Origin of the sequence: Leptolyngbya sp. KIOST-1 (assembly GCF_000763385.1) — a bacterium.
Lineage (GTDB): Bacteria > Cyanobacteriota > Cyanobacteriia > Phormidesmidales > Phormidesmidaceae > Nodosilinea.
Genome location: NZ_JQFA01000005.1, coordinates 45,337 through 71,579 on the forward strand (window position 1 = coordinate 45,337; position 26,243 = coordinate 71,579).

Consider the following 26,243-nt stretch of genomic DNA (forward strand, 5'->3'; position numbering starts at 1 on the left):
ATCTTATTTCTTGGTCAAGGCCGGAATCACCGTTTCGCCAAAGGTGTCGATAAACTGGGCCTGGGCCGTGTTGACATTGTGCAAAATCAGCTCGTCAAAGCCCAGTTCAATGTCGGTCTTGAGCCAGTCGAGGTGCTGCTGGGGGTCAGCGGAAATCCGCACCTGCCCCTCCATATCGGCGGGGGTGACAAAGGCTCCAGCGACGTCGAACTGCTCGACGGTGCGGGTGTCGCTCAGCATCACGCTCTCGAAGACATTGTTGCGCCACTGCTGGTGCGCCCCGGCCAGGGCGGCCTCCTGGGTGCGATCGTAGGAGAGCTGCACCTTGAGAATCATCGGTTTGCCCTCACCGCCGCCGCGCCGAAAGGCCTCGACCAAGGGCTTTAGCTGCTCGGGCGGGCGCGAGGTGGTGATCAGCCCATCGGCCCAGCCTCCTAGCCACTCAGCGGTTTTGGGAGTAATCGCGGCCCCAATAATCTTCGGCTGGTAGTCGGGCCGGGTGTAGAGTTGGGCGTCTTCCACCGTGACCAGGCCGTGGTGGTTGACGGTTTCTCCGGCCCAGAGAGCACGCATGATATCGATGCATTCCTTCAGGCGGCAATTGCGATCGCCCTTGCTCGGCCAGTGAGCCCCAGTGATGTGCTCGTTGACGGCCTGCCCGCTGCCCACCGTCAGCCAAAAGCGGTGAGGAAACATCTCCATCAGCGTTCCCGCCGCCTGGGCAATGATGGCCGGGTGGTACCGCTGCCCCGGCGCGTTCACAATTCGAAAGTGCAGGTTAGTCGCCTGCATTGCCGCCCCCAGCCACGACCAGGCAAAGCCGCTCTGGCCCTGGTCCTCGCTCCAGGGCAGAAAGTGATCCGACGACAGGGCGTGGGTAAAACCAGCCTGCTCGGCCCGCTGCACCCATTCGAGCAGCTGGCTCGGTTTGAACTGTTCGTGGGAGGCGTGGTAGCCGAGATGAACCATAGCCGTAGGTGGGGTAGTGGGGGAACAGGGGAGTGGATGAGTGGGAGGGTGGGGGAGTGGGAGAGTGGGAGGGTGGATGAGTGGGAGAGTGGGAGGGTGGGGGAGTGGGAGAGTGGATGAGTGGGAGAGTGGATGAGTGGGAGGGTGGGGGAGTGGGAGGATAGATGAGCAACCGAAACGAAGGAACAACATTATTCAAAATTCATACCCATTCACCCATCTACCCATCCACCCATCCACCCATCCACCCATCTACCCGCCTACCCATCCACCCTTTACCCCGCGTAGGCCATCGTGCTGAGCAGGGCCAGCTCTGCTTGGCGAGAGTCCAGTCGGGTGTGCTGCACCACAATTGGTACGTCGGCGGTGATTACGCTGGCGTAGTCGGTGCCACGGGGTACGGGCTCGGGATCTTCCAAGTCGTTGAACTTCACGTGGTGGGTGCGGCGGGCCGGAACGGTGACCTGGTAGGGGCCGACGGGGTCGCGATCGCTGAAGTACAGCACAATCTCCACATGGGCGTCCTGGTCTGAGGTATTCAGCAGACAGACTGTTTCGTGGCTGACGAACTCGGGCGGTCGGTCGGTGTCATCGGGGGGAATGTAGCCCTCAGCGATCGCCCAGCAGGTCTGGCCAATGGGAGGTGCCATGGAAACGTCTCCTGAAGTAAAGCCGCAGTCTTCCAGGAGCTTACCGAGCCTGCTACCTCAATTCGTCTGCCAGGAGAACCACTTCGATCGCCGTTTGGCTCTCTCTTGGGGAGGGGATAGTGGGATAAGTGGAAAGGAGTATGGATAGCGACGTTGCCGAGTTGAGGCATGAAAATTTGGTTAGAGGCAAACGGCGTTTGCCCCGACGAGGGGCCTCAATATTTGATTCATAATTTGATTCATAACCTGTGGCTAGCAATGCCTGACAGCATTTTCTTTGGCCAGAGAAAACCATCTCCTAACTTCTCACTTGTAGCAGAGGTCGCTGCAGCCATTGCTCGGAATCCTGAAGAGGTGCTCTGCCGTTACGCATAAGAAGGGGCCAGCTAGCGGTGCATTGCGGCTAAACCATGTGGATTTGCAACAAACACAACGACCTCAATGCCGCGAAAGCATCCATCCACCCACCCATCCGCCCACCTACCCATCCACTTACATAGCCAACCATGCCCGCGATTGACCTCCTCATCCCCACCTATAACCGCCCCCAGGCCCTCGCCGTCACCCTCACCAGCCTCTGTGCTCAGACTTGCCAGGATTTTCGTGTCACGGTATCTGACCAGAGCGATGATCTCGACCTGGAGAACGTCAGCTCAATTCAGGCGGTGCTGCGGGTGCTGGAGGCCCACGGCACCGCGCCGCAGATTCTCAAGCATCTACCTCGGCGCGGCATTGCTGAGCAGCGACAGTTTTTGCTGGAGCAGGCCAAGGCCCCCTACGTGCTGTTTCTCGATGACGACGTGCTGCTAGAGCCCTGGGTGCTGGCGCTGCTGCTGGAGACCATCCAGCGAGAAGGGTGCGGCTTTGTCGGCAACCCGCTGATGGGGTTGAGCTACAGCGACGATGTGCGCCCCGACGAGCACCAGCCGTTTACCCCCTGGCAGGGCCGTGTGCAGCCGGAAATTCTTACGAAGGGGACTCCTGAGTGGGAGCGGTGGCGGCTTCACAATGCGGCCAACCCGCTGCACCTGCAGGAGAAATTTGGCTTTACGCCAGAGCAACCCTGCACCTACCATGTCGCCTGGGTAGCCGGCTGTGTGCTGTTCGATCGCGCCAAATTGTTAGCTGTTGGGGGGTTTAACTTCTGGCACGAACTGCCCCTCGAAAGCTGCGGCGAGGACGTGCTGGTACAGCAGCGGGTGATGAAGCACTACGGCGGCTGCGGCGTGCTGCCCTCGGGGGCTTACCACCAGGAACTGCCGACAACCATTGGCGATCGCACCGTCAACGCCCCCAACCTGCTGCCGGTTTAGGACTCAGGCAACCTGATCGTGCCGAGGTTTGCGGCCTGGGGTACAGGGTCCACGGTTTACAGTTCAAGGCCTGCCCTAGACCCTGTACCGTAAACCGCGGACCCTGCTAACCCGTCTTCTGCATGCGTCTTCTGCATGATGGTCATTTAACCCCTACCCTCAGGAAGAGGCTGTCTGACCATTCGCTCGATAGCTTGAGTAGAGAAGTTCGAGAGCGTGGTTTTGAGTTTCAGGCGGGTGTCAAAGTTTCTCAGAGCGGTTTGCAATTAGCTCAAGTTGCGGACCGGCGAGGATGAGCGCCGTTTGAAACTCAAACCTTTCTTGAAGCACCGTTCTTCTTACAGCTGGCTCTCAGCTCAGGGCGGTCATTCATTTTTTGAGTCGGGCGTGGAAACGCTGAAGCTAAAGGGTTTTTGGCCGGTTTTGATGACACGCCCTAGACATCTTTTCCCGTTGTGACCAGAATTCTCTTCATTGAACTCCTCGGCGGCCTGGGGGATGTTTTGATTGCCCTACCCGCCATTCAGGCCCTGGCCGCCTCCCACGCCCCTGCGCACACAACCGTACTGACCTTTGCACCGGGCGACGAATTACTGGCCCACCATCCCTTAGTACAACAGGTTTGGCGGGCAGCCCCAGGGCAGGCTCGACGGGCGGTAGAGCCTGCCCTCCAGACCTCCTTTGACCTGATCGTTACCGATACGACCTACGATGGGATCGCCGATTTGGTGGAGCAATCCGGTGCCGGGCGCACGGTGACCAATCTGTGGCGCAGCCCCCCTGGGGATCAGCTGGTGAGCGATCGCATGGTGCAGATCCTCCAATCCGAATCTCTCATCACCCCCGAGGCCGCGCAGACTCACCGCCACCCCCGCCTCTACCTGAGCCAGGCCGAGCAAACCGGTGTGCAAACCCGGCTCAAATCTCTACCCCGCCCCCGCATTGGGCTATACACCGATGCCGGAATGGCGATCAAACAGTGGGCTCCCGATCGGTTTGTGGCCCTGGGTAAGCTACTTCAGCAGCGCCACGGTGCCCACCTGATCGTCCCCACCGGGGCCGACCCTCAGCAGGCCCAAACCATTGTCGAACAGCTCGAAACCGCCACCCTCTGGCCCCGAGGTCCCCTGCGCGAACTGGCTGCCCTGTTTGCCCAACTCGATGTCGTCGTTGCTGCCGACACCGGCCCCGCCCGCATTGCCGCCGCCGTCGGCACCCCCACCATTACCCTGTTTGGCCCCTCCTGGGCTGGTCGCTACGGCCAGCCCGCCCCCCACCGCAACCTCCAGGGCTACCCCCCCTGCCCCGAGCGCAACATCGCCAACTTCACCGAGCAAGCCTGCTGGTACAGCGGCACCTGCCCCTTTGCCTGGGATACCTGCGTCAATTTGCTGAGTCCTGAGGTGGTGGCTGAGGCAGTGGGAGGGTGGGAGAGTGGGAGAGTGGATGGGTGGGGGAGTGGATGGGTAGATGATCGCGAGACAGACGAACTTTACCCCCACCCGCCTACCCGCCCACCCGCCTACCCGCCTACCCACCCACCCATCCACCCATCCACCCATCCACCCTTCTCCCATCCACCCTTCTCCCCCTGCCGCAATCTCCTCATCCTCCGCCCCGACAATATCGGCGACGTGCTGATGACGGCTCCGGCCCTGCGGGCCATTAAGGAAACCCAGCCTGACACCCGACTGACCCTACTGGCCAGCCCGGCGGGCTCCCTGGCAGCGGCGGTGCTGCCCTGGGTGGATGAGGTGATCACCCACCGTACCCTCTGGCAGGCGCTCGATCGCCCCCCCGGTGACCCGGAGCAGGAGTGGCAGCTGATTGAAACCCTCAAGGCTCGCCAGTTCGACGGGGCGATCGCCCTCACCAGCTTTAAACAAAGCCCCCACCCCGCCGCCCTGATTTGCCAACTGGCGGGCATTCCCCTGCGGCTGGGGGCCTCCAAAGAAACCGGGGAATGCCTCACCCACCGGGTGAGCGACCTGCCCGACGACCTGCACCAGGTGGAGCGCAACCTGCGGCTGGTGAAGGCGGCAGGGTATCAAGTGCGCGATCGCCACCTCTCCCTCACTATCCCCCCTTCGCCCCACCTTCCCGCTCAGCCCTACCTGCTGCTCAACCCCTGGGCCAGCTGCCCCTCGCGCATGTATGACCTGGAGCGGTTTGCGATCGCCGCCCGCACCTTGGCTGAAACCACCAACTGGCCCGTCGTCGTCACCGGCACCGACAAACACCGCGCCGCCGCCGCGCCCCTGCTGGACATCCTCGGCCTCCACGCCATGGATTTAGTCGGCAAAACCACCCTCCCCGACCTCGTCGCCCTGGTCGCCAAAGCCCAGCTGATGCTCTCCACCAACACCTCGACCATGCACATTGCCGATGCCACCCAAACCCCCAGCGTGATTCTCTTTGCCGGTACCGAGCTAGAGCGCCAGTGGCAGCCCCGCCAAACCCGCGCCCGCCTGCTGCGCCGCCCCACCCCCTGCAGCCCCTGCTACGCCTTCACCTGCCCCTACCACATGGAATGCCTCGACATCCCCCCCACCGAAGTCGTCACTGCGGCGCTCTCCCTCCTTGATCTGCCCGACCATTCCATCTCCCCATCTGTGGGTTACGGCGGCCCTTGAGTAACTGACCATAGCCCCCAACCCCGACCGCCTAACCCACGCTACACCTTTACTTTTCTTGCCGTCCTCACCACTTTCACACCCCCCGCCTCCCATGGGCAGACACCGTCTGCCCCTTCCCATCCACCCCCTACCCATCCACCCGCCCACCCGCCTACCTTCCCACTCCCCTCCATGCACATCACCTACCTCACCGGCAGCTACCGTCCCGATCAAGACGGCGTCGCCGACTACCTGGCAAACCTGCGATCGCACCTCCACCGCCGCGACATCACCTCCACCGTGCTCACTACCCACGACTCGGCCCGCGCCATGGCCGACCCCACGGTGCAGGGGGCGATTTCTCAGTGGCAGGTGCCCCAGCTGGTGCCGCTGGTGCAGCGCATTCTGGTTACCCCCACCGACCTGCTGCACATTCAGCATGCGGCGGGCAGCTACCGTTTTGAGCGATCGGTATTCCTGCTGCCGCTGCTGCTGAAGTTGGCGGGCTACCGTCGGCCCATTGTCACCACCGCCCACGAGTACGGCTGGTGGGAGTGGCAGCCCCGCTGGTTTCCGGCTCCCTGGCTGGAGCGGCTGAAAACCTGGGGCCAGGCCCGCACCTGGTGGGACCGCGAGGACGGCTTCTTGCTCACCGGCAGCGATGCCATCCTCACCACCAACGAGAACATCACCCGGATTATGCAGGAGCGGTTGCCCAGTCGGCGCGATCGTATGGTCACTATCCCCATCGCCGCCAACCTGGCTGTCACCCCCATCGATCGCGCCTCTGCCCGCCAGCAGCTGCGCCACGCCTGCGGCTGGCCCGAGGATGCTCAAATTGTTACCTTCTTTGGCTTTCTGCACCCGGTCAAAGGGATAGAACCCCTGGTGCAGGGCTTTCAATCGGTGGTTGAGGCGCAGCCCCAGGCCCGCCTGCTGCTGATGGGCGGGGTCGAGACCCTGGCCCTGCGCGGCAAAGACGCCGAACAGTACTGGCAAAAGATCCAGACCCAAATCCGCGACCTGAGTCTCACCGACCATGTCCACTGCACCGGCTACATCGACGCCGATCGCGCCTCCCGCTACCTTTCGGGGTCAGACCTGGGGGTGCTGCCCTTCAACCCCGGCATTTCGCTCAAGAGCGGCTCCCTGCTGGCCCTGCTGGCCCACCGCCTGCCCACCATCGCCACCTGCACTGCCGAAACCGACGCCGTGCTCAGCGAGCAAGGGGTGATCGCCCCGGTGCCCCCCCGCGATAGTGCGGCCCTGGGGGAGGCGATCGCCGCCCTGCTGCAGAACCCCGCCACCCAGCAACGGCTGGCTGCGGCAGGGCACCGCTTTGTGCAGTCCTTTAGCTGGGATGCGATCGCCGATCGCCACTGCGACATCTATCGGGGTCTGCTCACCCCCACCACCGTAGAGACTGCCCATCCAGCCTGAGCGATCGGGGCACTTCGGCGTCAATGTCCTCCCTGCTGGCGAGGTGGCCAGCGCGGCCCCTGCCTAGACTAAAAATCCACCGTCACCGACAGGACACACCATGGCTAACCGCGACAATCGCCAAGAGAGCAATCTCCCCGACTCTGTGGCCCAAAACCCTGGGGCCAGAAAAGCCGCCACCAAAACCAACCCCGCCATTGGCCAGGAGGAGGCCCGCAACGCCACCGCTGGCGAAAGCCCCAACGCCGCTGGCGGCGAAACCCCCAGCACCGCCGAGGATCACGTTCCCTCTGAATCCAGCCCCGAGGCCAGCGATTTGCCCACCGCCAACCGCCCCAACCCCGACTAGGGGCAGGCCCACCGTTCCCTCCAACCACCATTTTCCGTTCGCCAAAGGTTTCGATTGATAAACCGGGCGGTAGCTAAAGGGAGAGGTCGTCGTGTATTCTGCCAACATCTCCGGATTTTGTTGTGCAGAATACATTTATCGACATTTATCTAGAAAAACCCATGTTTAGCAAGTACCTACTTTCGGCCCTAACCGCTGGCGCAATGGCGGTCTCCCTGACCGCCTGCGAGTTTACCGCTACGGGACCAGAACCCACCCCACCCGCCACCGAAGCCCCGGCCCCACCCCCCGATACTGGGGCCATAGGCGATCGCACTGAATTCAACGAGGTAGACGTTCCCGACAATGCTGTGGGGGATGACCCAGAGGCAGTGGCCCTGGATGCCTTTGGCAGCCCCGATCCCGGCGAAGGCAACTTTGAAGAAGAGGTTGAGGTGGTGGAGCAAACCGACGATGCCGCGCTGGTGGTCCTGACCCAAACGGGTCTTGCCGACGACTCCGTCAACGGCATGCGCTACCGCCTGGAGTTTGTGCCCGAGGGCGACCAGTGGCGGCTCGACTGGGCTGGTCAGCAGGTGCGCTGCCAGCCGGGTCGCGGCTCCGAAGAGTGGTCGACCGACCTGTGCAGTTAAGCAAACTCGGGTCGAAGATTATTCTCCGTTAAGACTGTTAAAGACTGTTGAAGCACGGGGTTCCCCCAGGCTCCATCGGCCTGAGGATAGGGGTGTCAGCCTTTGTGAACCGTTCTATGACCCCCATTCAACGCATTGGCATTCTTACCAGCGGCGGCGATTGCCCCGGCCTCAACGCTGTCATTCGCGCGGTTGTCAAATGCGCCAACCGACGCGGGTGGGATGTAATCGGCATTCCCTACAGCACCGACGGCTTTCTGCAGGTGGTCGATGGCAAATATGAGCCCGACCACCTGCGCCTCACCGACCACGGCTACGATATTCCCGGCATATTGCAGGGGCTCGACGTGCTGCAATTTCTCAGCGGCACCATCCTCGGCTCCCTCAACAAAGGCCATCCCGAGGGGCCCGAAAAGGTCGCCAAGATTCTGCAGGGCTACGAAAAGCTCAACCTCGACGCGCTGATCGCGATCGGTGGCGACGGCAGCCTCGACATCATCTACGACCTGGCCCAGCGCGGCGGCTGGAACCTGATCGGCATTCCCAAAACCATCGACAACGATGTGCCCTTCACCGAAAAGTCCATCGGCTTTAACACCGCCGTGCAGACCGTCAACAGCGCCCTCTACGACCTGACATTCACCGCCGCCAGCCACGATCGCGTCATGGTGGTCGAAGTCATGGGCCGCGATGCCGGCCACCTGGCCCTCCACGGCGGCATTGCGGGTGGGGCCGATGTCATTCTTATTCCCGAACTGGTGCCCGACCTCAACCCCCTGGTGGTGACGCAAATTTGCCAACACATCGCTGAGCTGCGTCAGCGGGGCCGCAAGTTTGCCCTGGTAGTGGTGGCCGAAGGCGTCCACGGCGAAGGCGGTCAACCCATGCACCTGATCGGCGAATCCCTGGCCACCGCCATCTCCGATCGCAGCCGCACCCTCTGCCAAACCGGCGACAGCGCCTACTGCGATATGGACCAGGTGGAAACCCGCGCCATGGTGCTGGGCCACATCCAGCGCAGCGGCATTCCCACCGCCAGCGATCGCCTGCTGGCCTCCGCCTTTGGCCGCAAAGCCGTAGACCTGATCGCTGAGGGGCGCTACAACCGCATGGTGGTATGGGAGGCGGGGCGGGTGCGCTCCAAAGACCTACACCACGTGATTGCCACCGTGCGCGACTGCCACCAGCGCGGCGTCTGCCCCAGCCCGGTGGAAACCGACAGCACCATGGTCAAAGTGGCCCGGTCCCTTGGCATATACGTGGGCGATCCAGACACGCTGCCCGATCCCAAGGCCGTCATGGCGGAGCTGCCGGAGCTGCAAGGGGTCTCTGCCTTAGCCTGATTGCCCCCCTTCGCTGGCTGGCCCGCTGCTCAGTACACCGTGATCGGAAACTGCGCCACATCAAACTCAAAGCAGTGTCGCCCCTGGGGGTGCTGCCATCGGGCTGCCTCGGGGTTGCGGGTCCGATCGCTGAGGCGGTGGGTGCTGCTGTCGGTGGCGAAGGTGGCGCACAGCTCAAAAGTGCGATCGCCGATCCGCGCGTACTCGTAGGGCTGGCGGGTCAGCGGGTCGCTGGGGGCATCGATCGCGCTCAGGGTATCGGGCAGCTCAAAGTCGTCTGCCGCCGTGTAGCGCTCGTGGAGCCGCTGGGCAATCGTGGCCACATCGCGCACCCGCTGGCGATCGGCGGCAATGTCGCGCTGCCGCCCCGGCGTGCCCAGCACCCAAAAGCCTGCTGCGATCGCCGCCGCCACCGCCACCGTTGCCGCTCCGGCAAAGGCTTGATCAAACGCCCGACTCTCTGAAACACTAGCCATACTGTCTCTCTGGCCTCAAGTCACCCATCCACCGTCACCCTCAACCCCTTCGACCCCGGCTTGCGGCGAATCCAGTCGAAGTAGTACCACAGCACCCCGCCATCCAGCACCAGCACCACCAGCACCTTGAGCAAAAAGCGCGGCGTCAGTTCGCCCCGCAGAAACGAGGTCAAAAACGCAATTACCCCGCCAATGGCGATCAGCGCTGCCACCAGCAGCGTCAGGTAGGTCAGCCACTTGCGCACCCCCGAAAAGTGCTTCTCGCGGTAGGTCGCCAGGTCCCGGTTGATCTGTCGCATCAGGCCCAGGTACACCGGGTAGGCCACGATCAGCCGCGCCAGGGCAAAGGCCATCTGCCAGGAGGGGTCGCCGTAGTAGGTGTTTAAACTGTCGGGGATCAGGTGGTTGATGAAGATAAATCCCATCTCCCCCAGGGCCTGAATCCAGATGCCCAGGGTGACAAAGGCCAGCAGGTAGAAAAACGCATCCCGCGCCAGTTCTCCCGAGGTCCCGCGCGGGGTGGGTATGGGACGGCCCAAAAGCCCCTCGTAGACCTCAAAAAAGGCGCGCTCGACCTCGCGCGAGGGCCAGCCGTAGTCGCGCAGCAGCTTGCCAATAAACTCGTCGGAGGCACCGCGATCGCGCGCCAGCAGAATAAACTCCACCAGCTCACTGCGCGACTCAGGCAGGGGAGGCATGTCTGTGCTCATGGCACTACAGTACTTCACCGGGAATGCACTGAATATAACCCAGCCATCCACCGGTTTAACCGGACGATGACACCAAATCTGGCCATGGGTTCGCTGGGTTGAAACAGGTTCCCTGGAGCCTGTCATCTATTGTGGCCAAAAGCTCGGTATATGAAGCTTTGCCGCGCCCGACCCAGGCGCACTTATGCCATCAGGGGCTGAGGCCTGTTCCAATCACCTGGTCAGGATTAGTTCTCGCGGAGGGTGAGATTGTAGTTCGTGGCGGTCGGGCTGCTATTGCCAATGAAGAAGGAGTAGGTGCCACGGTTGAGCAGCCCCGGCGCATTGATGGAACCACCGCCGCCGGTGTGGCATTCGCTGAAGCCATTGTCTCCCTGAATCATCAGCGTCAGGCCGCTGGTGCCGCTGACGGCGATGTCAATGGCGGCGAAATCCTGGCTGACTCTCAAAATTTGAACGGGGCCTTCGCCCAGCACCCCACAGCCTGAGGCGCGGCTGGGATTGACAGAGCCACTGGTCTGGACTGGCTGGCTGAGGGGAGTTTGGGCTACAGGCTGAGCGGAGGCCACGCCAGTGCCTAGGGCCAGGGTAAAGGCGGCGGCAGACAGAATCGAGGATTTAATTAGAGATCTCATCGCGTGTCCTCCTCGCTAAGGAGTATGTTCTATAACCCCATAGTATCTAGTGATACAGGAGGGTATGCCAGTAAATGTGCCAGATTTCAAGCTGCCTGGACGTTACTGCCCCAGGAGTAACGATTGGGACAACGTTTGGGGGCAAAAGCGCTCAGATTTGGGCGCCTTCGCTATCATGAATGGCGTTTATGCTGGAAAACCAGGGCCCGCCGCGTATGGGCCAGAGGTTTTTTAGAGTCTGGATTGTTTTGGGTTTTCCATGGCGCAGACCTCTCATTCGCAACCGATTTCAGCCCAGGCCTCCGCTGAGCGCGTGCCGAGGCGGCTGGCGGCATCCCACAGTTTGGCCTGGCGGCGGCTGGCGGCCTGGGGGCTGGAGCTTGGCCTGGTGGCAGGCAGCGTAGCCCTGCCGTGGAGCCTTGGGGAAGTGGTGCGATCGCGCCCCGCCCTCGAAACCGTACCGCTCAATCCTGGGCTGGTGGCGGTGCAGAATGCGATCGCGCGACCGCTGGGGCTGCCTCGCCAGCGGCTGGTGACGGAGGTGCCGCCGGTAACCAACCTGCTGTGGTTTGGGGCCCTGGTGCTGCCGGTAGCGGTAGCTGGCACCCAGATTCACGGCCTGATTACGCGCGGTAAAACCTGGCCCAAGGGGTGGCTTGGCCTCCGGGTGGTCGCGATCGATCGCTCCGAGCTGGGTATGGGGCCTATCCTCGGGCGCGAAGCGGGGCGCTGGGGCGTGCCAGCCTTAGGGGCCTACGGGCTCTGGCTGGCCAGCGGCGCGTTTCCCAGCTTGCCCTGGCTGGGCGGAGCCGCCCTGATCTGCGGGATTGGAGCCGCCGCCCTGGGGCAGAGCCGCTCCTGGCAGCGGGCCTGGTACGACCGCCTGGCCGGTACCGAGGTGGTCAGCCTGCGGGGCGGGTTGATGCCGGCCCGCTACAGTCCTGAGCAGGATACCGATGAGGCCGACGACGGCGACGACTTTAGCGTATTGACCCTGCCCAACCGACCGCTGCTGGGGTTGACCACCGAGGAGCACGGCGGCCTGACCGCCATTGTGCTCTCCCCGGCGGAATCGGCCCAGGTGCTGGGGCCAAGGGGCTGGCGGCAGCACCTGCCCGTGGTGGGCGGGGTGCTGGCGGGAACGGTGGTGTTGGCTGGCCTGGGGGCGTTCTGGCTTGATCGGCGGCTACCCCCAATCAGCGGCGATCGCGACGCCCTGTTTCTGGCGCTGGTCGAAAATTTGAGCCAAAACGCCACCTCCTTTAGCGATCGCCAGGCGGCTGCCCTGGCCCTGGCCAGTACCGAAGACCCTCGCGCTGTCCCCCTGCTGGTGGACATGCTGGCCCAGACCCAGGACCCCAGCCTGCTGGACACCCTGCAGCAAGCCCTGGTGACCCTGGGCCCCCAGGCCATTCCCCATCTCCAGCGGCTAAATTTGGCCCTGGCTAACGACCTGCTGGCTCTGCCCCAAGACCAGCAACTCGGTCCCCAGCTGAGGCAGCGGACGGTGAAACGCACCCTGGCCAAAATTTTGGTGCTGCACAGCGGCAACCTCAACCAGGTGGACCTGAGCGGCACCAACCTGGGCTACGTGATCGAAAGCCCTGACGCCTTTACCCTGGTACTCGAACAGCAGCACCTGGCGGGGGTGGTGTGGCGCAACGCGGTGCTATCGGGGGCACGCTTCCGCAAGGCCAAGTTCTTTGCCCCCGGTGCCGACGGTCGCCGGGATACCTTTGATGACTGGATCACTGACTTTAGCGGTTCAGACCTGACCGAGGCCAGCCTGGTGGCGGCTCAGCTGCGCCACACCGTCTTCCGCAACACCAGTCTTTTGCGGGCCAACCTCAGTAATTCCATCGCGCCCTATGCCGATTTTTCCCAGGCCAACGCCAGCAGCGCCTGGTTTATTGCCGCCGACGTCAGCCACGGGGTTTTTGACCGCACCAGTCTGGTCGGTGCCGATCTGACCGATGCCAACCTGACCCAGGCCAGCCTGGTGGAAGCCCGCCTGCGCCAGGCTACCCTGATGGCCACGCAGCTTGCCCAGGCTGATCTGACCCGGGCTGAGCTGAGCGAGGCCAACCTGAGCGAGGCCAACCTGGCTGGGGCAACCCTGAAGCAGGCCAACTTGTCCTCTAGCTGGTTGCGAGAGGCCGACCTGAGCGGGGCCAACCTGGAGAATGCCAACCTGAGCGGGGCAAATTTGGCTGGGGTGGTGCTGAGCGGGGCAAACCTGAGCGGGGTGAATTTGGCTGGAGCCCAGTTTTCTCCCTCCCAGCTATCGCCCGTCGAGGGCTTTGTGATGACCCTGGCCGAACCGGACACAGGCAGCGCGCTGGTCGGTGTAGACTTTTCTAAAGCCCTCAACCTGCAAGTCGATCAGCTGGAATATATCTGTCTTCAGGGCGGCATTCACCCGGCCTGCCCTCGATAGAGTTCGCTGTCCTTTGAGCTGAGCTGGCCTATTTCAGCTAGCAAAATCGGGCCACTTTGGCCAAGGATGTCAGGCTTCCGGTAGCGGGAACGGTGAGCTGACCTGGGCCGCAGGGCGGTAGGGTCGGTGAGACCGCAGGGCAAAAACCGTTGGGTTGGGACCACTTCAGCTTGTTTTGGGGAGTTGACGCATGCAGCGCACCCGGTTAAGTACGCTGATAGACGACCTGGGAGACCAGCTGAGTCTGTGGCTGATCAACCCCTGGCGGCGGGTGTCGCTGGTGCTGATTAGCCTGCTGCTGGGCTACTTCTTTGCGGTCTCTATAGCGGCGATCGCGGGTCAGGCCGCCGTGCAGGATACAGTTGTATCCGTATTTTTGGTCCTGGGGGCAGAGTTCGCCAGCTGGCTGGTGTACAGCCGTCGCTGGCGCGATCCAGATCTGCTCAGAAAGGTGCCCAAACCCCTGTGGCTCGACTGCGTCAACAGCTTCAAGATTGGGGCCATGTACGCCTTGTGTGTGGAAGCCTTCAAGCTGGGTAGCTAGTGGATTGACTAAACGGGATGGGTCAGGCTGTGGTTCAGGTGGCTCGACAACTGGCTGATGTGGCCCCAGTCCTCGGCGGCGACGGCAGAGCGGGGAAACAGCTCGCTGGACAGCCCCACGGCGATCGCCCCCGCCTGGATCAGACTGGCGGCACTGTCCACCGACACGCCCCCCGTCGGCACCAGGGGAATGTGCCCCAGAGGGCCGCGCAGGCTGCGAATGTAGCTGGCCCCGCCGACGGCGCTGATGGGAAATACTTTGACCGCCGCCGCCCCCGCCCGCCACGCCGCCACAATTTCGTTGGGGGTAAGCGCACCGGGCACCAGGGGAATGTGCAGGTCCTGGGCCAGGTGAATCAACTCCGGGTCAGTGTGGGGACAAAAACAAAACTGTGCCCCGGCAGCGGCGGCATCCCTCAGATCGCCGGGGCACAGGGCCGTACCGATGCCCACCGTGCAGTGGGGCAGGTAGTGCCTGAGCTTGTGAACCAAATCTTCAGGACTGGCGCTGTTCCAGGTGATTTCGATCAGTCGCAGACCGCCAGCGGCAGCCGCCTGGGCCTGCTGCAGGCCCACATTGACATCGGCGGCGCGGATGACGGCGATCGCCCGGTGCTGCCGCAGCAGGGCCAAAAAAGAGTCTCTGTCCATGGGCCCATGCTAGTCGGGCAGGCCGGGAGATGGGGCGATCGGGGCAACTTTTGTAAGATTTTGGGCCAATGTTTGCCTCCGCTCTGCCGTTGATGGCGGGCGTTGCTGAATTGAAACATGAATTTGAGCAGTGGCGAACAGCCGTTTGCCCCTAGCAGAGGGGTTGGGGGATTGATTCATCCTGGGGTTAGCAACGCCTGATGGCGTTTGGCGATCGCAGGTTAGGCAAAGCAGGCCATCGGCACTAGCGATAGAGAGAGTCCCGTTGTGACGATCTCCTGGCTGGGCTAGGGCGATACAAATCTTTAAGCAATGCCTAAGGAAATATGACAAAGCTCTCCCAGGTCGTCTTTAGTCTTGAACAATTAAATTATTGGCCGATAAACCATTCTGTTGGCTAACAACCATTGGCCAATAACCCTGGGGGAAAACCTCGAAAATGGTCCCCCGCTGGCCTTGATCCCTAACCCAGAACAACTGGTTTCTGGGCAATTTTGTGCGTGGATAATTTTGTGTGCTTAAGTTCGCTGAATTAAACCCCTGATTACAGCCCTTCAAATTCCTCAGAGAGATACGTAAGCAATGATTAACCTAACGCCGCAGGATGTCCGGCTGAAGGCCACGGCCCAGGGCAAAGACGCGGCCATTCGCCAGGTGGGCGAGCTGCTGGTGGCCAACGGGCGCATTCAACCGGGCTATGTGGAGAGTATGCTGGCCCGCGAGACCCAGGCCAACACCTACCTGGGCAACGGCATTGCCATTCCCCACGGCCAACCCGCCCAGCGCGACCTGATCGTGACCACGGGCATTGCAGTGCTGCAAGTGCCGGCGGGGGTGGAGTGGAACCCCGGCGAGATGGTGCATCTGGTGGTGGGCATTGCCGCCAAGTCCGACGAGCACCTGCAAATTCTCACCAACCTCACCCACGTGCTGGACGATCCGGCGGCGGTGCGGGCGCTGGTGGAGACCAAGGATGCCCAGGTGATCTGCGATCGCCTCACCGGCCAGTCTACCGCCACCAAAACCCTCGACACCGAGGGTTTTGACCAGTTTGTCGATGTCACCATCGATGCGCCCACGGGGCTGCACGCCCGCCCGGCCACCGTGTTTGCCGACCTGGCCAAGTCCTTTAGCGCCGAGGTGCGGGTGCGCTACGGCGACCAGGTGGCCAACGGCAAAAGCCTGATGTCGCTGCTCAAGCTCGGCGTTGAGAAAGACGGCGTCGTGCGGGTGCTGGCCAGGGGCAGCGATGCCAGCGAGGCCCTGACGGCGCTCCAGCAGGCGGTGGAGGACGGGCTGGAGGAGGAGGACGAGTCGGCGGCTAGTCCCGCGCTGGAACTCCCGGTGCTGGAGTTGGAAAGTCCCGCTGTGGCTGGGGTGGCGGCCTCGCCGGGGCTAGCGATCGCCCCCCTGCACCGCTTCCGGCACACCCGGCTGGAGTTTGCCGAAACCGCTGAGGATGCCGCCGCCGAGCAGGATCGGCTGCGGGATGCGATCGCCCTGGCCGACATGGATCTCACCGAGCTTTACACCACCATCAAAGAACGCTCCGGCAAAGCCAAAGCCGCGATCTTCCAGGCCCACCGAGAATTTCTGGCCGACCCGGAACTGCAACAGGACGCCCTGGATCGCATTCCCCCCCACCACAGCGCCCCCTGGGCCTGGCAGCAGGTGATTGAAGCCCGAGCCAAAGAACTGGAGTCGCTGGCCGACCCCGTTCTCTCGGGCCGGGCGGCGGACGTGCGGGACGTGGGCCAGCGGGTGCTGGCGCGGCTGGTGGGCGGCGGCGATGCGGAGGCGGGCCTGCCCGATCATCCAGTCATCTTGATTGCCGACGACCTGGCCCCCTCGGATACGGCGGGGCTGAATCCTGAGAAGATCCACGGTTTCTGCACGGCGGCGGGCGGCGCTACCAGCCACACGGCGATCATTGCGCGATCGCTCAACATCCCCGCCGTAGCCGGAACGGGCGTCGAAATTCTGGATCTACCCGAGGGGGCTACGGCCATCCTCGACGGCGACGGCGGCCAGCTCTACCCCCACCCCACCGAGGCGGATTTAGCCAAGGCACGGCAGGCTCAGGTAGAACGCGCCCAGCTCCGCGACGTGGAGCAGCAGACCCGCTTCCAGCCCGCCATCACCACCGACGGCCACCGCATTGAAGTGGTGGCCAACATCGGTGGGCCAGCGGAGGCCGCCCCCGCTATCAATGCCGGGGCCGAGGGGGTGGGGCTACTGCGAACGGAATTTCTCTTTCTCAACCGCAGCGCCCCCCCCAGCGAAGAGGAGCAGTACGAGGCCCTGCGCCAGATGACTGACGCGCTCAACGGCCTGCCCCTGATCGTCCGCACCCTGGACATCGGCGGCGACAAGCATGTGCCCTACCTGAACCAGCCCGCCGAGGACAACCCATTCCTGGGCATTCGCGGCCTGCGCCTGTGCCTGGAGCGGACGGATTTGTTTGAGACCCAGCTCCGGGCCATTCTGCGGGCGGCCTGGGGTAGCTACATCCGGGTTATGTTCCCCATGGTGGCCACCCTGGAGGACATTCGCGCCGCCAAGACGGTGCTGGAGTCGGTGCGGGCGGCGACGGATGGCCCCCCGGTGGAAGTCGGCATGATGGTAGAGGTGCCCAGCGCCGTGCTGATGGCGGCGGAGTTTGCCCAGGAGGTGGATTTTTTCTCGGTGGGCACTAACGACCTCACCCAGTACCTGCTGGCGATGGATCGGGGCCACCCCACCCTGGCCAAGCAGGCCGATGCCCTGCACCCGGCTGTCCTGCGGGCGATCGCCCAGACCGTCCAGGGCGCGGAGCGCTCCGGCAAATGGGTGGGCGTCTGCGGCGGCCTGGCGGGCGACCCCCAGGGGGCGGCCATTCTCGCCGGGCTAGGGGTGAAGGAACTCAGCATGGATATCCCCAGCATTCCCAAGGTGAAGGCGCGGCTGCGGGGAGCCTCGATGAAGCAGATGCGGCGGTTGGCCCAACGCGCTCTAACCTGCCGCACCGCCGAGGAGGTGCGCGCCCTATGACCAATCCCCTCAGAACGCATCGGATTGCTACGGTGACGCTGAACCCGGCGATCGACCAGACGGTCTCGATTCCCAACTTTGCGGCCAATGCGGTCAACCGGGTGGCCTGGAAGCAGGACAACGCGGGGGGCAAGGGGGTGAATGTGGCCTCCTTCTTGGCCGAGGCGGGCCATCGGGTCAGCGTCAGCGGCTTTTTGGGCCGCGAGAATGATGCCCCCTTCAAAACCCTGTTTCACCAGAAGCATATTGGGGATCACTTCGTTTACTTACCCGGTGAAACCCGCATCAACATCAAGATTGTGGACGACGCCCAGGGCCAGGTCACCGACATCAACTACCCCGGCCAGGCCCCCACCCACCAGGACGTAGACGGTCTACGAAGCGTGATCCACGCCCTGGTGGGCCACTGCGACTGGTTTGTGTTTTCCGGCAGCGTGCCCGCCAATGTCTCCACCGAAATCTACGACGAGCTGATCGGCCCCCTCAAGGCCCAGGGCAAAACCGTGGTGCTCGACACCAGCGGCGACGCCCTGCGCTTTGGCCTGCCCGCCAAGCCCGACCTGATCAAGCCTAATCAGGCCGAACTGGAGGAGGTGCTGAACACCCGCCTGGAGAGCCACGGCGCGATCGTCGCCGCTGCCCGCGAGCTGATTGGCTCCGGCATCCGCTACGTGGTGGTGTCCATGGGGGCCGAGGGAGCACTGTTCATCGATCGCACCCAGGCCTTCCACGCCCAGCCGCCCCCGGTGCCCATCAAAAGCACCGTCGGCGCGGGGGATGCCATGGTGGCGGGCACCGTAGCGGGGCTGGTCAGCGGCCAGTCGTTGTGGGAGTGCGCCAGCCTGGGCACCGCCTTCTCCATGGGAGCACTGGGGGAGATCGGGCCGAGGCTACCGCCAATGGAGAAAATTCTCGCCATGCAAAAGCTCGTCACCGTCCGGGAGGTCAGCTGATCCCCACCCCTACCCCTCGTACGGGCGCACCGCAGTGCGCCCCAACTCATCCATCGCTAAAATCCAAAACCCAAAATCTAAAATCCAAAAGCCAAAAACGCCCATGACCAAAATTGTTGCCATCACCGCCAGCCCCGCTGGCGAGGCCCATACCCAGATGGCGGCGGAAGCCCTCCGCCGCACCGCCCAGGCCCTCGGCCATGAGATTCTTGTCGAAGCCCAGGGGGGCAATGTCGTCACCGCCCTTGGCGACGAGGCTATTGCCCAGGCTGAGGTGGTGATTGTGGGGGCTGACGGGGCGGTGGAGCGCGATCGCTTCTCCGGCAAACCCGTCTACGCCGTCTCCACCAGCGAAGCCATCCGCAACACCGAAATGGTGATCCAGAGCGCCGTGGCCCTGGTGGGATACCGCCCCGCCCTGGGGGCGCTCAAAACCACGCCCCACCCCAACGACCCGCTGCCGGAGGACGTGGTGGCCCCAGAGACTACCGTTGCCAACAAGTTCTTCGTCGGCATCACCTCTTGCCCCACGGGCATTGCCCACACCTTTATGGCCGCCGAGGCGCTGAAGCAGGGGGCCACTAAGCTGGGCCACGACATCAAAGTGGAAACCCAGGGCTCCGTGGGGGCGCAGAACGCCCTCACCGAAGACGACATCGCCCGCGCCGATGCGGTGATCATCGCCGCCGACACCCACGTGGATCTGTCGCGCTTTGGCGGCAAGCGCCTCTACCAGACCTCCACCAAGGCCGCCATCCACAGCGGCACCGATGTGGTGACGGCGGCGCTGGCTGCCCCAGTGGCGGGCGGCGGCCAAGGCGGCTCGGGCAGCTACATAGACGACGTGAACCGGGCCAAGGCCGAGCGCTCCGAAAGCCGTTCTGGCCCCTACAAGCACCTCCTCACTGGGGTCAGCTACATGCTGCCGGTGATTGTGGCCGGGGGGTTGATCATAGCCCTGTCCTTTGTGTTTGGCATCAACCCCGAGCCCGGCACCTTTGGCGACGCGCTGATGCAGATCGGCGGCGGCGCGGCCTTTGCGCTGATTGTGCCGGTGCTGTCGGGTTTTATTGCCTTTTCCATCGCCGATCGCCCCGGTTTGGCCCCCGGATTGATTGGCGGCATGCTGGCGGCGAATCTAGATATGGGCTTCCTCGGCGGCATTCTGGCGGGCTTTCTGGCCGGTTACGTGGCGCTGTTTGTGCGCGACAAGGTCAAACTGCCCACCAACTTTGAGGGGCTGAAGCCCGTGCTGGTGATCCCGCTGCTAGCGACGCTGATCGTCGGGCTGCTGCTGGTCTACGTGTTTGGTGGGCCGGTGCGGTTCCTGATGGTGGGGCTGACCACTTACCTGGAGGGGCTGACCGGCACCAACGCCCTGCTGCTGGGGTTAATTCTGGGCGGCATGATGGCCATTGACATGGGTGGCCCGGTCAACAAGGTGGCCTACACCTTTGCGGTGGGGCTGCTGACCACCAACCTCTACGCGCCCATGGCGGCGGTGATGGCGGCGGGCATGACCCCGCCCCTGGGCCTGGCCCTGGCCACCTTTGTCTCGAAAAAATACTTCAACCAGGCGGAGCAGGAGGCGGGCAAAGTGGCCTCGGTGCTGGGCATCTCCTTTATTACCGAAGGGGCGATTCCCTTCGCCGCCAACGACCCTCTGCGGGTTATCCCCGCCTGCATTGCTGGGTCTGCCGTGGCCGGGGCGCTGTCGATGGCCTTTGGCTGTACCCTGCGCGCCCCCCACGGCGGTATCTTTGTGCTGGCGATTCCCAACGCGGTGGAAAATGTGGGGCTGTATATTGTGGCGATCGCAGCGGGCACCCTGGTCACCGCCCTGGCCACCGTACAGCTCAAGCACTGGTTCCCCCGCAAAAAGGCGGTGGCTGAGGTCTAGGGTGATTTTCAGAGCAGGTAGTACCTTCTAATATTACCCTGGCCGCCTTGGGGCAGCAATGCCTCCTACGACCCCGCTCAGGAAGCTTGTATCCTGAGCGGGGTCGTAGGCAGTAGGAAACTGTTTACCAGAAATAAACACCCGAGGTAACCAGGTAGGAGGTGGGAATCTACGGGTCAAGCCCCCGGTAGAGGTCAGCCAGGGCAAAGGTGAGATTTAGACTGGTGAGGGTGACGCGATCGCCCTCATCGTACTGCACCGTTTCCCAGCTATCGATGGCCGTACGACGACGGCACTCCACCTGCTGACCATCCTGAGAAATCAACACGTATTCTTCCAGAGATTCAAGCTGCTGATAGTCCGCAAACTTTTCATCAATATCAAACCCCTAGGTACTAGTGGATAGCACCTCGACGATCAGCTTAGGGAAGCGCTTGACGTAGCGATCGCTGCGATCGCGCGGATCGCAGGTGACAAAGGCATCGGGGTAGTAGTAAAACTCGTCGCGGTAGTTGACCTTGACGTTGCCTGAGTAGAACCGGCAGCCGGATGTCGCCCAAGTGGTTATCGATCAGCTTGAGCAGATTGAAGGCAATCCGGTCATGGTTGTCGGTGCCGCCCGCCATAGCATAGACCAGGCCGCGTCGATACTCATGGCGTAGATTGCTCTGGCGTTCGAGGTCAAGGTATTCGTCGGCACTGATGTAGTTTGGAACAGCAATCATAGGGACGACCGAACTTGGACGATAGCGCTGCTGAGAGTGAGGGTGGTTTGGCTTAACTCTAGCGCAGGGCGACAGATCACAAAGACCATCTTGCGAGGGCCAGGCCGGGTCGCAGCGGGCAGCGATTATCGGCTCTGCCTACAGATTGTCGGTACAAGCTCTTTGCCTCTGCACAATGGTCATCCTAGATCAGCCCAAGGGGCAGAAGAGAATGATCGCCCTGGAAGCGTCGTAGTAGTACTGATCGACAGAGCCCACCTTTTTGAAGCCCACGCTTTTGTAGAACCGGAGGGCGGCGGTGTTGTCGTCGTCCAGATCTACCATCAGCCCTCGGGCCTGGGCCGAACGGGCCTGGGCGCGCAGCTCCGCCATTAGCGCCGTGGCTACCCCCAGCCGTCGGTAGGTGGGGTGTACTGACAGGGCCTCCACCCACACCCGCCCCTCCTCCTCCAGGCCGCCCATGATTACCCCCAGGGGCAGATCGATGACCCGGGGCTGGCCGTAGGCCAAAAAGGCGATGTAGATGCCCCGGTCGAGGAAAAAGGCCAGCTTATCCGCAGAAATCCACTGTTCCACGTCCGCCAGGCCGGGGCGGGCGGCGGCGAGAATGGCGGGGGCGCTGTGGCAGCGCTCAATGGTGAATTGGGTGGGCATTAGTAATCATAGATGGAGCGATCGCCGCCACCGAAGGGTGCCCCCGCCCGCAGGGGCACCTGGGTATTAATCGTGCGGCGGATGCGAAACAGCACCGACCCGTAGCTGGCCTCCGCCAGGCCAATGTCGCCCTCCCGGTAGTTTACCGCCATGTACTTGCCCGTATAGAAGCCGCTGGCCCTGCTTTTCGTGTTGCGCAAAATCACGTAGCGCCAGCGCTCCCGGTCTTCCTCCACAATCTCTACCTGGAGCCGTTGCAGCAGGTAGCGGGCGCGGTAGCGCTGGGCGCGGCGGTGCTCGAAGTTGATCAGGCCGGTGCCCCCCACCCGCAGCAGCGCCAGCCCCCGGCTGAGAAACAAAAAGAACGACTCGATGGTGAAGTCGGAGTCGGTGACAAACAGGTCGAAGCGGCGACTGGGGTCGTCCAGGTCTGGGGGCAGGGGGCGGCGCAGGTCGTGCTGCCAGAGGTCAATGGGCAGGTTCTCCTGCTGGGCGATGCCCTGGATCAGGGCGCAGGTGTAGGGGTCGACCTCCAGCACGGTGGCGGCGATGCCCTGGCGGGCCAAAGACACCGACACCAGGTCGTCGTCCCCCACCAGCAGCACCTGCCGGGGGCGATCGCGCAGGATGCTCTCCACCTTTTTGAGGTGGGACTGGGGGGAGAGGGGGGCCTGGCCCAGGGTGTAGTCGAGCACCCGCCGCCGGGCCAGCAGCTGAATGGTGTCCTGGTAGGACGGGTTAGCGGGGGCGGAGCCGCGATGGGCGCTGTACACCTCGACCCCGTGGGCGTCGGGCTGGGCAAAGCCGCGCGATCGCACCCCATAGAGGGACAAATCAGGGGCGTTCCCAACTCCGCTGCCTGGGGGTCGGGCTGGGTCGCCTGCTGTTGAACTGTCCCCCTGCCCCGGCGACACCCCCAGGGCCAGCCGGTAGAGCAGCCGCAGGTTGTCGAGCTGGGTGGGCAAAATCTGGGTGGGCAGGTAGTCGTTGGCGTGGGTATCGACAATTCCCAGTCGGTTGTTGAGGTCATTAATAATGTAGACCCCCGATCGCAGCTCCAGATAGTCACCCCCCAGGGCGCTGGGGTCGAGCAGGTCGGTGTAGCGCAGCGCCATCGGGTTCCAGGCGGAGAGGGCGCGCCGGGCCGCCGCCTCGGCCACCAGACCGCTGCCGCCCGGGGCCATTGACCGCAGCAGGGTTTCCACCTGCCGCCGCCAGCGCCAGCCCTGGAACGGCAGGTAGCTGAGCAGCAGGGCGATCGCCCCACCCCCCAGCCCCACCGGGACCACCAGCCCGGCGGCGGTGGCCCCCCAGTTCACCGCCAGCGGAAACGAGCTGTCTTGCAGCACAATCGCTTCCGACCAGTCAAACTGGCCGACGCTGGTGCGGCCCGCCGCCTGCCAGTCGGCCCGCACCACGTAGCCCGTAGCGGGGTCAAAGTCGTAGTTCTCATCCCCCACATCGAGCTGCCACTGGCCGGTGGGGTCGTACTCGGTGTTGGCTACGGTGCGGGAATAGGGTTGCTCCAGGGCCAGGTGCAGGCTATCCACCGCCCGCAGCGGCCCCAGCCGCGCCGCCCTCGGCCCCTGCACCACAAAGGTATTGCCCAAAATCGGGTGGCGGGTTTCGATGCCTGCGGCGGTGGGGTCGATGCGAAACCAGATGTAGTCGAAGGTGTAGTAGTCGCGGGCGATCGCGGGGCCGTCGTAGGTGCCGTTCAGGTAGGCGCGGGTGGTGGCGTCGGTCTGCACATCAAATACAAAGCGCTCCGCCATGCTGCCGCCATCGCTGTCGGAGTAGCGAAAATCAGAGGTCACCCGCCAGGAGACCACGTTGCCCGCCACATTAGTAATGGTGTAAGTGCGGCGATCGCGCTCCTCCTCGCGATAGCCCCGGTACTCGCCAGTGCGGCCCCGCAGCCGGGTGGTGGTCTGCAGGGTGAAGGTTTCCCCCACCCGGTAGGTGGGATCGGGGACAGGCTGGGCGATCGCGGCCCCGTTTGCCACTGTTACGATGAAACCCAGCAGCAGCCCCAGCAGCACCGCCCCCAGAGAGCGACGAACGATCGAGCGCTCAACCATAGCCAGTTTCAGTCAACTACCGTGCCCTTATAGCACCGCAGACGGGCAGACAGGCGATCGCCGCAGCAAACCGCAAGACTTTCCCGCCGTCATCCGTCCGCCGTAGGGATTAGCCAGCACCCAAGAAAGACTAATACTCTGCGGCAGAAGCCAGCCAACCGTTCCTGACACCCGACACCTGACACCTGACACCCCCAGCAAAAGCTGCTCTACCTCTGCTAGCCCGTCCTAACGTCTCCTTGTCATTGTCATCAGAAAAAACAATTGCCAACCCAGTCCAATTTCTCAGACAGAAATGGTACAGTTTGCCTATAGAGTTTTTTCGATGCCAAATCAATTTTCATTTACCTGAATCAATTTAGGAGTTGAGGTGCTGGCGATGGGCATCACAAATCGCATTAACTTTCGCAATCTGCGTGGAGACGCTTTTGGGGGCGTTACCGCCGCAGTAATTGCCTTGCCAATGGCCCTGGCCTTTGGGGTCGCCTCGGGGGCCGGGGCCGCTTCGGGTCTCTACGGGGCCGTGATTGTTGGTTTCTTTGCGGCGCTGTTTGGGGGCACGCCGACGCTAATTTCAGAACCCACGGGCCCAATGACCGTGGTGTTTACCGCCGTCATTGCCCAGTTGATCGCGTCAGACCCCGAAAACGGCATGGCTATGGCCTTTACGGTCGCCATGCTGGCCGGTCTGTTTCAGATTATCTTTGGCGTACTCAAGCTGGGGCGCTACGTCACCCTGATGCCCTACCCGGTGATTTCGGGCTTTATGTCGGGCATCGGCATCATCCTGATCATTCTGCAGCTGGGGCCATTTTTGGGCCACGCCACCCCCAGGGGCGGTGTGGTCGGCACCCTGACCAGTCTGCCGGGAATGGTGAGCACCCTCGATCCGGCGGAGGTAGCCCTGGGGGCCTTTGCCCTGGCGGTGCTGTTTCTCATGCCCAAACGGTTTGGTCGCTGGGTGCCGCCGCAGCTGCTGGTGCTGGTGGTCGGCACTCTGCTGGCCCTGACCGTGTTTGCCGGGGCCGATCTGCGGCTGATTGGCGAGATTCCCACCGGGTTGCCGTCTCTGCAACTGCCTGTGTTTGGGGCCGATCAGCTCAGGGTCATGCTGGTGGATGGTCTGGTGCTGGGGATGCTGGGCTGTATTGACGCCCTGCTGACGGCGATGATTGCCGACAGCATCACCCGCACCCAGCACGACTCCAACAAAGAGCTAATCGGCCAGGGGATTGGCAACCTGATGTCGGGCCTGTTTGGCGGTATGCCGGGGGCCGGGGCCACCATGGGTACGGTGGTGAACATTCAGGCCGGGGGCCGCACGGCACTTTCGGGTCTGATCCGGGCCGGCATTCTGCTGGTGGTGGTACTGTGGGCCGCCCCGCTGACCCGAGAGATTCCCCTGGCGGTGCTGGCGGGGATTGCGGTCAAGGTCGGTTTCGACATTCTCGACTGGAGCTTTTTGAAGCGGGCCCACCAGGTGTCGTGGAAAGGCACCGCCATCATGTACGGCGTTATGTTTCTGACGGTGTTCGTGGACCTGATTGTGGCGGTGGGTGTGGGCGTGTTCATTGCCAACGTGCTCACCATCGAACGGCTCACCAAGCTCCAGTCTGACCAGGTGAAGGCAATCAACGACTTCGACGAAGATGTGCCCATGAACGCCGAGGACAAGGCGCTGATCGACCAGGCCAATGGCCGAGTGCTGTTGTTTCACCTCAGCGGCCCGATGATCTTTGGGGTGGCGCGGGCAATTTCCCAGGAGCACACCGCCATGGATGCCCACGATGTGCTGATTGTGGATTTGCAGGATGTGCCCCACCTGGGGGTAACTGCCGCCCTGGCTCTGGAAAACGCCATTCAGGATGCCAGCGATGCCGGTCGGCCCGTGTTCTTGGCCGGGGCGCGGGGCAAGACCCTGAGTCGGCTCGAAAAGCTTGGAGTGCTGCGATTTGTGCCCCCTGACCACCTGGTGACGACCCGCACTGAGGCCCTGCGCGCAGCCCTACGGCTGTTGGCGGCCCAGGACGGGATAGAGCCTCCCGCCGTTGCCCTAGAACCTGGGACGGCAACGCTTTAGGGACCCCTGCTGGGGTATTGCCCTGGGGCCAGGGTTTGCCAGCACAAAGCAGCGCAC

Annotated in this window: 21 protein-coding genes and 1 pseudogene; 12 read left to right on the forward strand and 10 right to left on the reverse strand. The window is 63.1% G+C overall.

All coding sequences use genetic code 11. The features are described 5' to 3' along the window. Window positions 1-3: 3 nt before the first annotated feature. Both NF78_RS26445 and NF78_RS26450 read right to left on the reverse strand, forming a co-directional pair. Entirely contained in the window at window positions 4-969 is a 966-nt protein-coding gene (locus NF78_RS26445) for a TIGR03885 family FMN-dependent LLM class oxidoreductase (protein ID WP_035994334.1), read from the reverse strand. 275 nt (window positions 970-1,244) lie between these two features. Next, window positions 1,245-1,619 carry a sensory rhodopsin transducer gene (locus tag NF78_RS26450; protein WP_035994342.1) on the reverse strand — a complete coding sequence of 125 codons (375 nt, stop codon included), beginning with the start codon at window positions 1,617-1,619 and terminating at the stop codon, window positions 1,245-1,247. A 506-nt stretch (window positions 1,620-2,125) separates the two neighbouring features. Between NF78_RS26450 and NF78_RS26455 the strand changes: the two genes are divergently transcribed. From NF78_RS26455 to NF78_RS26480, 6 genes are all read left to right on the forward strand, one after another. Then, window positions 2,126-2,932: a glycosyltransferase family 2 protein gene (locus NF78_RS26455; RefSeq protein WP_035994345.1), complete on the forward strand. Its 807-nt coding sequence runs from the start codon at window positions 2,126-2,128 to the stop codon at window positions 2,930-2,932. A 455-nt stretch (window positions 2,933-3,387) separates the two neighbouring features. Further along, window positions 3,388-5,565, forward strand: coding sequence for a glycosyltransferase family 9 protein (locus NF78_RS33170; RefSeq protein WP_035994347.1), 2,178 nt, complete (start codon window positions 3,388-3,390; stop codon window positions 5,563-5,565). A 174-nt stretch (window positions 5,566-5,739) separates the two neighbouring features. Then, on the forward strand, window positions 5,740-6,987 hold the full coding sequence (locus NF78_RS26465; protein ID WP_035994350.1) for a glycosyltransferase family 4 protein: 1,248 nt from the start codon (window positions 5,740-5,742) through the stop codon (window positions 6,985-6,987). 100 nt (window positions 6,988-7,087) lie between these two features. After that, window positions 7,088-7,336, forward strand: coding sequence for a hypothetical protein (locus NF78_RS26470; protein ID WP_035994354.1), 249 nt, complete (start codon window positions 7,088-7,090; stop codon window positions 7,334-7,336). A gap of 161 nt (window positions 7,337-7,497) precedes the next feature. After that, window positions 7,498-7,968 carry a hypothetical protein gene (locus tag NF78_RS26475; protein ID WP_156119992.1) on the forward strand — a complete coding sequence of 157 codons (471 nt, stop codon included), beginning with the start codon at window positions 7,498-7,500 and terminating at the stop codon, window positions 7,966-7,968. 116 nt (window positions 7,969-8,084) lie between these two features. Further along, window positions 8,085-9,311: an ATP-dependent 6-phosphofructokinase gene (locus tag NF78_RS26480; RefSeq protein ID WP_035994356.1), complete on the forward strand. Its 1,227-nt coding sequence runs from the start codon at window positions 8,085-8,087 to the stop codon at window positions 9,309-9,311. Window positions 9,312-9,340: 29 nt separating this feature from the next. Here the strand turns inward: NF78_RS26480 and NF78_RS26485 are convergent, their stop codons facing one another. The 3 genes from NF78_RS26485 to NF78_RS26495 all read right to left on the reverse strand — a co-directional run bounded on the left by NF78_RS26485 (window position 9,341) and on the right by NF78_RS26495 (window position 11,132). Continuing rightward, on the reverse strand, window positions 9,341-9,787 hold the full coding sequence (locus tag NF78_RS26485) for a hypothetical protein (protein WP_035994358.1): 447 nt from the start codon (window positions 9,785-9,787) through the stop codon (window positions 9,341-9,343). Between the two features lie 20 nt (window positions 9,788-9,807). After that, entirely contained in the window at window positions 9,808-10,497 is a 690-nt protein-coding gene (locus NF78_RS26490; RefSeq protein ID WP_072016283.1) for a DUF5671 domain-containing protein, read from the reverse strand. Window positions 10,498-10,724: 227 nt separating this feature from the next. Beyond that, the gene (locus NF78_RS26495; protein ID WP_035994361.1) at window positions 10,725-11,132 is read right to left on the reverse strand and encodes a hypothetical protein; all 408 of its coding nucleotides are present in this window, start codon (window positions 11,130-11,132) and stop codon (window positions 10,725-10,727) included. Window positions 11,133-11,391: 259 nt separating this feature from the next. Here NF78_RS26495 and NF78_RS28670 point away from each other — a divergent pair, with 259 nt between their 5' ends. Both NF78_RS28670 and NF78_RS26505 read left to right on the forward strand, forming a co-directional pair. Continuing rightward, complete coding sequence (locus NF78_RS28670) at window positions 11,392-13,569, forward strand: pentapeptide repeat-containing protein (protein ID WP_052051046.1); 2,178 nt, start codon at window positions 11,392-11,394, stop codon at window positions 13,567-13,569. A gap of 190 nt (window positions 13,570-13,759) precedes the next feature. Then, window positions 13,760-14,113: a DUF565 domain-containing protein gene (locus tag NF78_RS26505; protein ID WP_035994363.1), complete on the forward strand. Its 354-nt coding sequence runs from the start codon at window positions 13,760-13,762 to the stop codon at window positions 14,111-14,113. An 8-nt stretch (window positions 14,114-14,121) separates the two neighbouring features. Here the strand turns inward: NF78_RS26505 and NF78_RS26510 are convergent, their stop codons facing one another. After that, window positions 14,122-14,763 (reverse strand): bifunctional 4-hydroxy-2-oxoglutarate aldolase/2-dehydro-3-deoxy-phosphogluconate aldolase, encoded by a 642-nt coding sequence (locus tag NF78_RS26510; protein ID WP_035994365.1) that lies wholly within the window; start codon window positions 14,761-14,763, stop codon window positions 14,122-14,124. A gap of 582 nt (window positions 14,764-15,345) precedes the next feature. Between NF78_RS26510 and ptsP the strand changes: the two genes are divergently transcribed. From ptsP to NF78_RS26525, 3 genes are all read left to right on the forward strand, one after another. After that, window positions 15,346-17,793 (forward strand): phosphoenolpyruvate--protein phosphotransferase, encoded by a 2,448-nt coding sequence (gene ptsP / locus NF78_RS26515; protein ID WP_035994366.1) that lies wholly within the window; start codon window positions 15,346-15,348, stop codon window positions 17,791-17,793. Further along, on the forward strand, window positions 17,790-18,746 hold the full coding sequence (pfkB, locus tag NF78_RS26520) for a 1-phosphofructokinase (RefSeq protein ID WP_035994368.1): 957 nt from the start codon (window positions 17,790-17,792) through the stop codon (window positions 18,744-18,746). The genes ptsP and pfkB overlap by 4 nt, the downstream gene beginning before the upstream one ends. A gap of 103 nt (window positions 18,747-18,849) precedes the next feature. Next, a complete protein-coding gene (locus tag NF78_RS26525; RefSeq protein WP_035994369.1) occupies window positions 18,850-20,646 on the forward strand; it encodes a PTS fructose-like transporter subunit IIB in 1,797 nt (598 codons plus the stop codon). Between the two features lie 169 nt (window positions 20,647-20,815). Here NF78_RS26525 and NF78_RS33280 read toward each other — a convergent pair. The 4 genes and pseudogenes from NF78_RS33280 to NF78_RS26540 all read right to left on the reverse strand — a co-directional run. Then, window positions 20,816-21,133: pseudogene (locus tag NF78_RS33280) on the reverse strand (Uma2 family endonuclease); the annotation flags it as partial. Beyond that, window positions 21,069-21,371, reverse strand: coding sequence for a Uma2 family endonuclease (locus NF78_RS33285; protein ID WP_318655519.1), 303 nt, complete (start codon window positions 21,369-21,371; stop codon window positions 21,069-21,071). The pseudogene NF78_RS33280 and the gene NF78_RS33285, both read right to left, overlap by 65 nt. 189 nt (window positions 21,372-21,560) lie before the next feature. Continuing rightward, window positions 21,561-22,025, reverse strand: coding sequence for a GNAT family N-acetyltransferase (locus NF78_RS26535; protein WP_052051047.1), 465 nt, complete (start codon window positions 22,023-22,025; stop codon window positions 21,561-21,563). Further along, on the reverse strand, window positions 22,025-24,106 hold the full coding sequence (locus tag NF78_RS26540) for a bis-aminopropyl spermidine synthase family protein (protein ID WP_035994371.1): 2,082 nt from the start codon (window positions 24,104-24,106) through the stop codon (window positions 22,025-22,027). The genes NF78_RS26535 and NF78_RS26540 overlap by 1 nt, the downstream gene beginning before the upstream one ends. 379 nt (window positions 24,107-24,485) lie before the next feature. On the opposite strand from NF78_RS26540, the gene NF78_RS26545 reads away from it, so the two are divergent. Then, window positions 24,486-26,186: a SulP family inorganic anion transporter gene (locus NF78_RS26545; RefSeq protein WP_052051048.1), complete on the forward strand. Its 1,701-nt coding sequence runs from the start codon at window positions 24,486-24,488 to the stop codon at window positions 26,184-26,186. Window positions 26,187-26,243 lie beyond the last annotated feature (57 nt).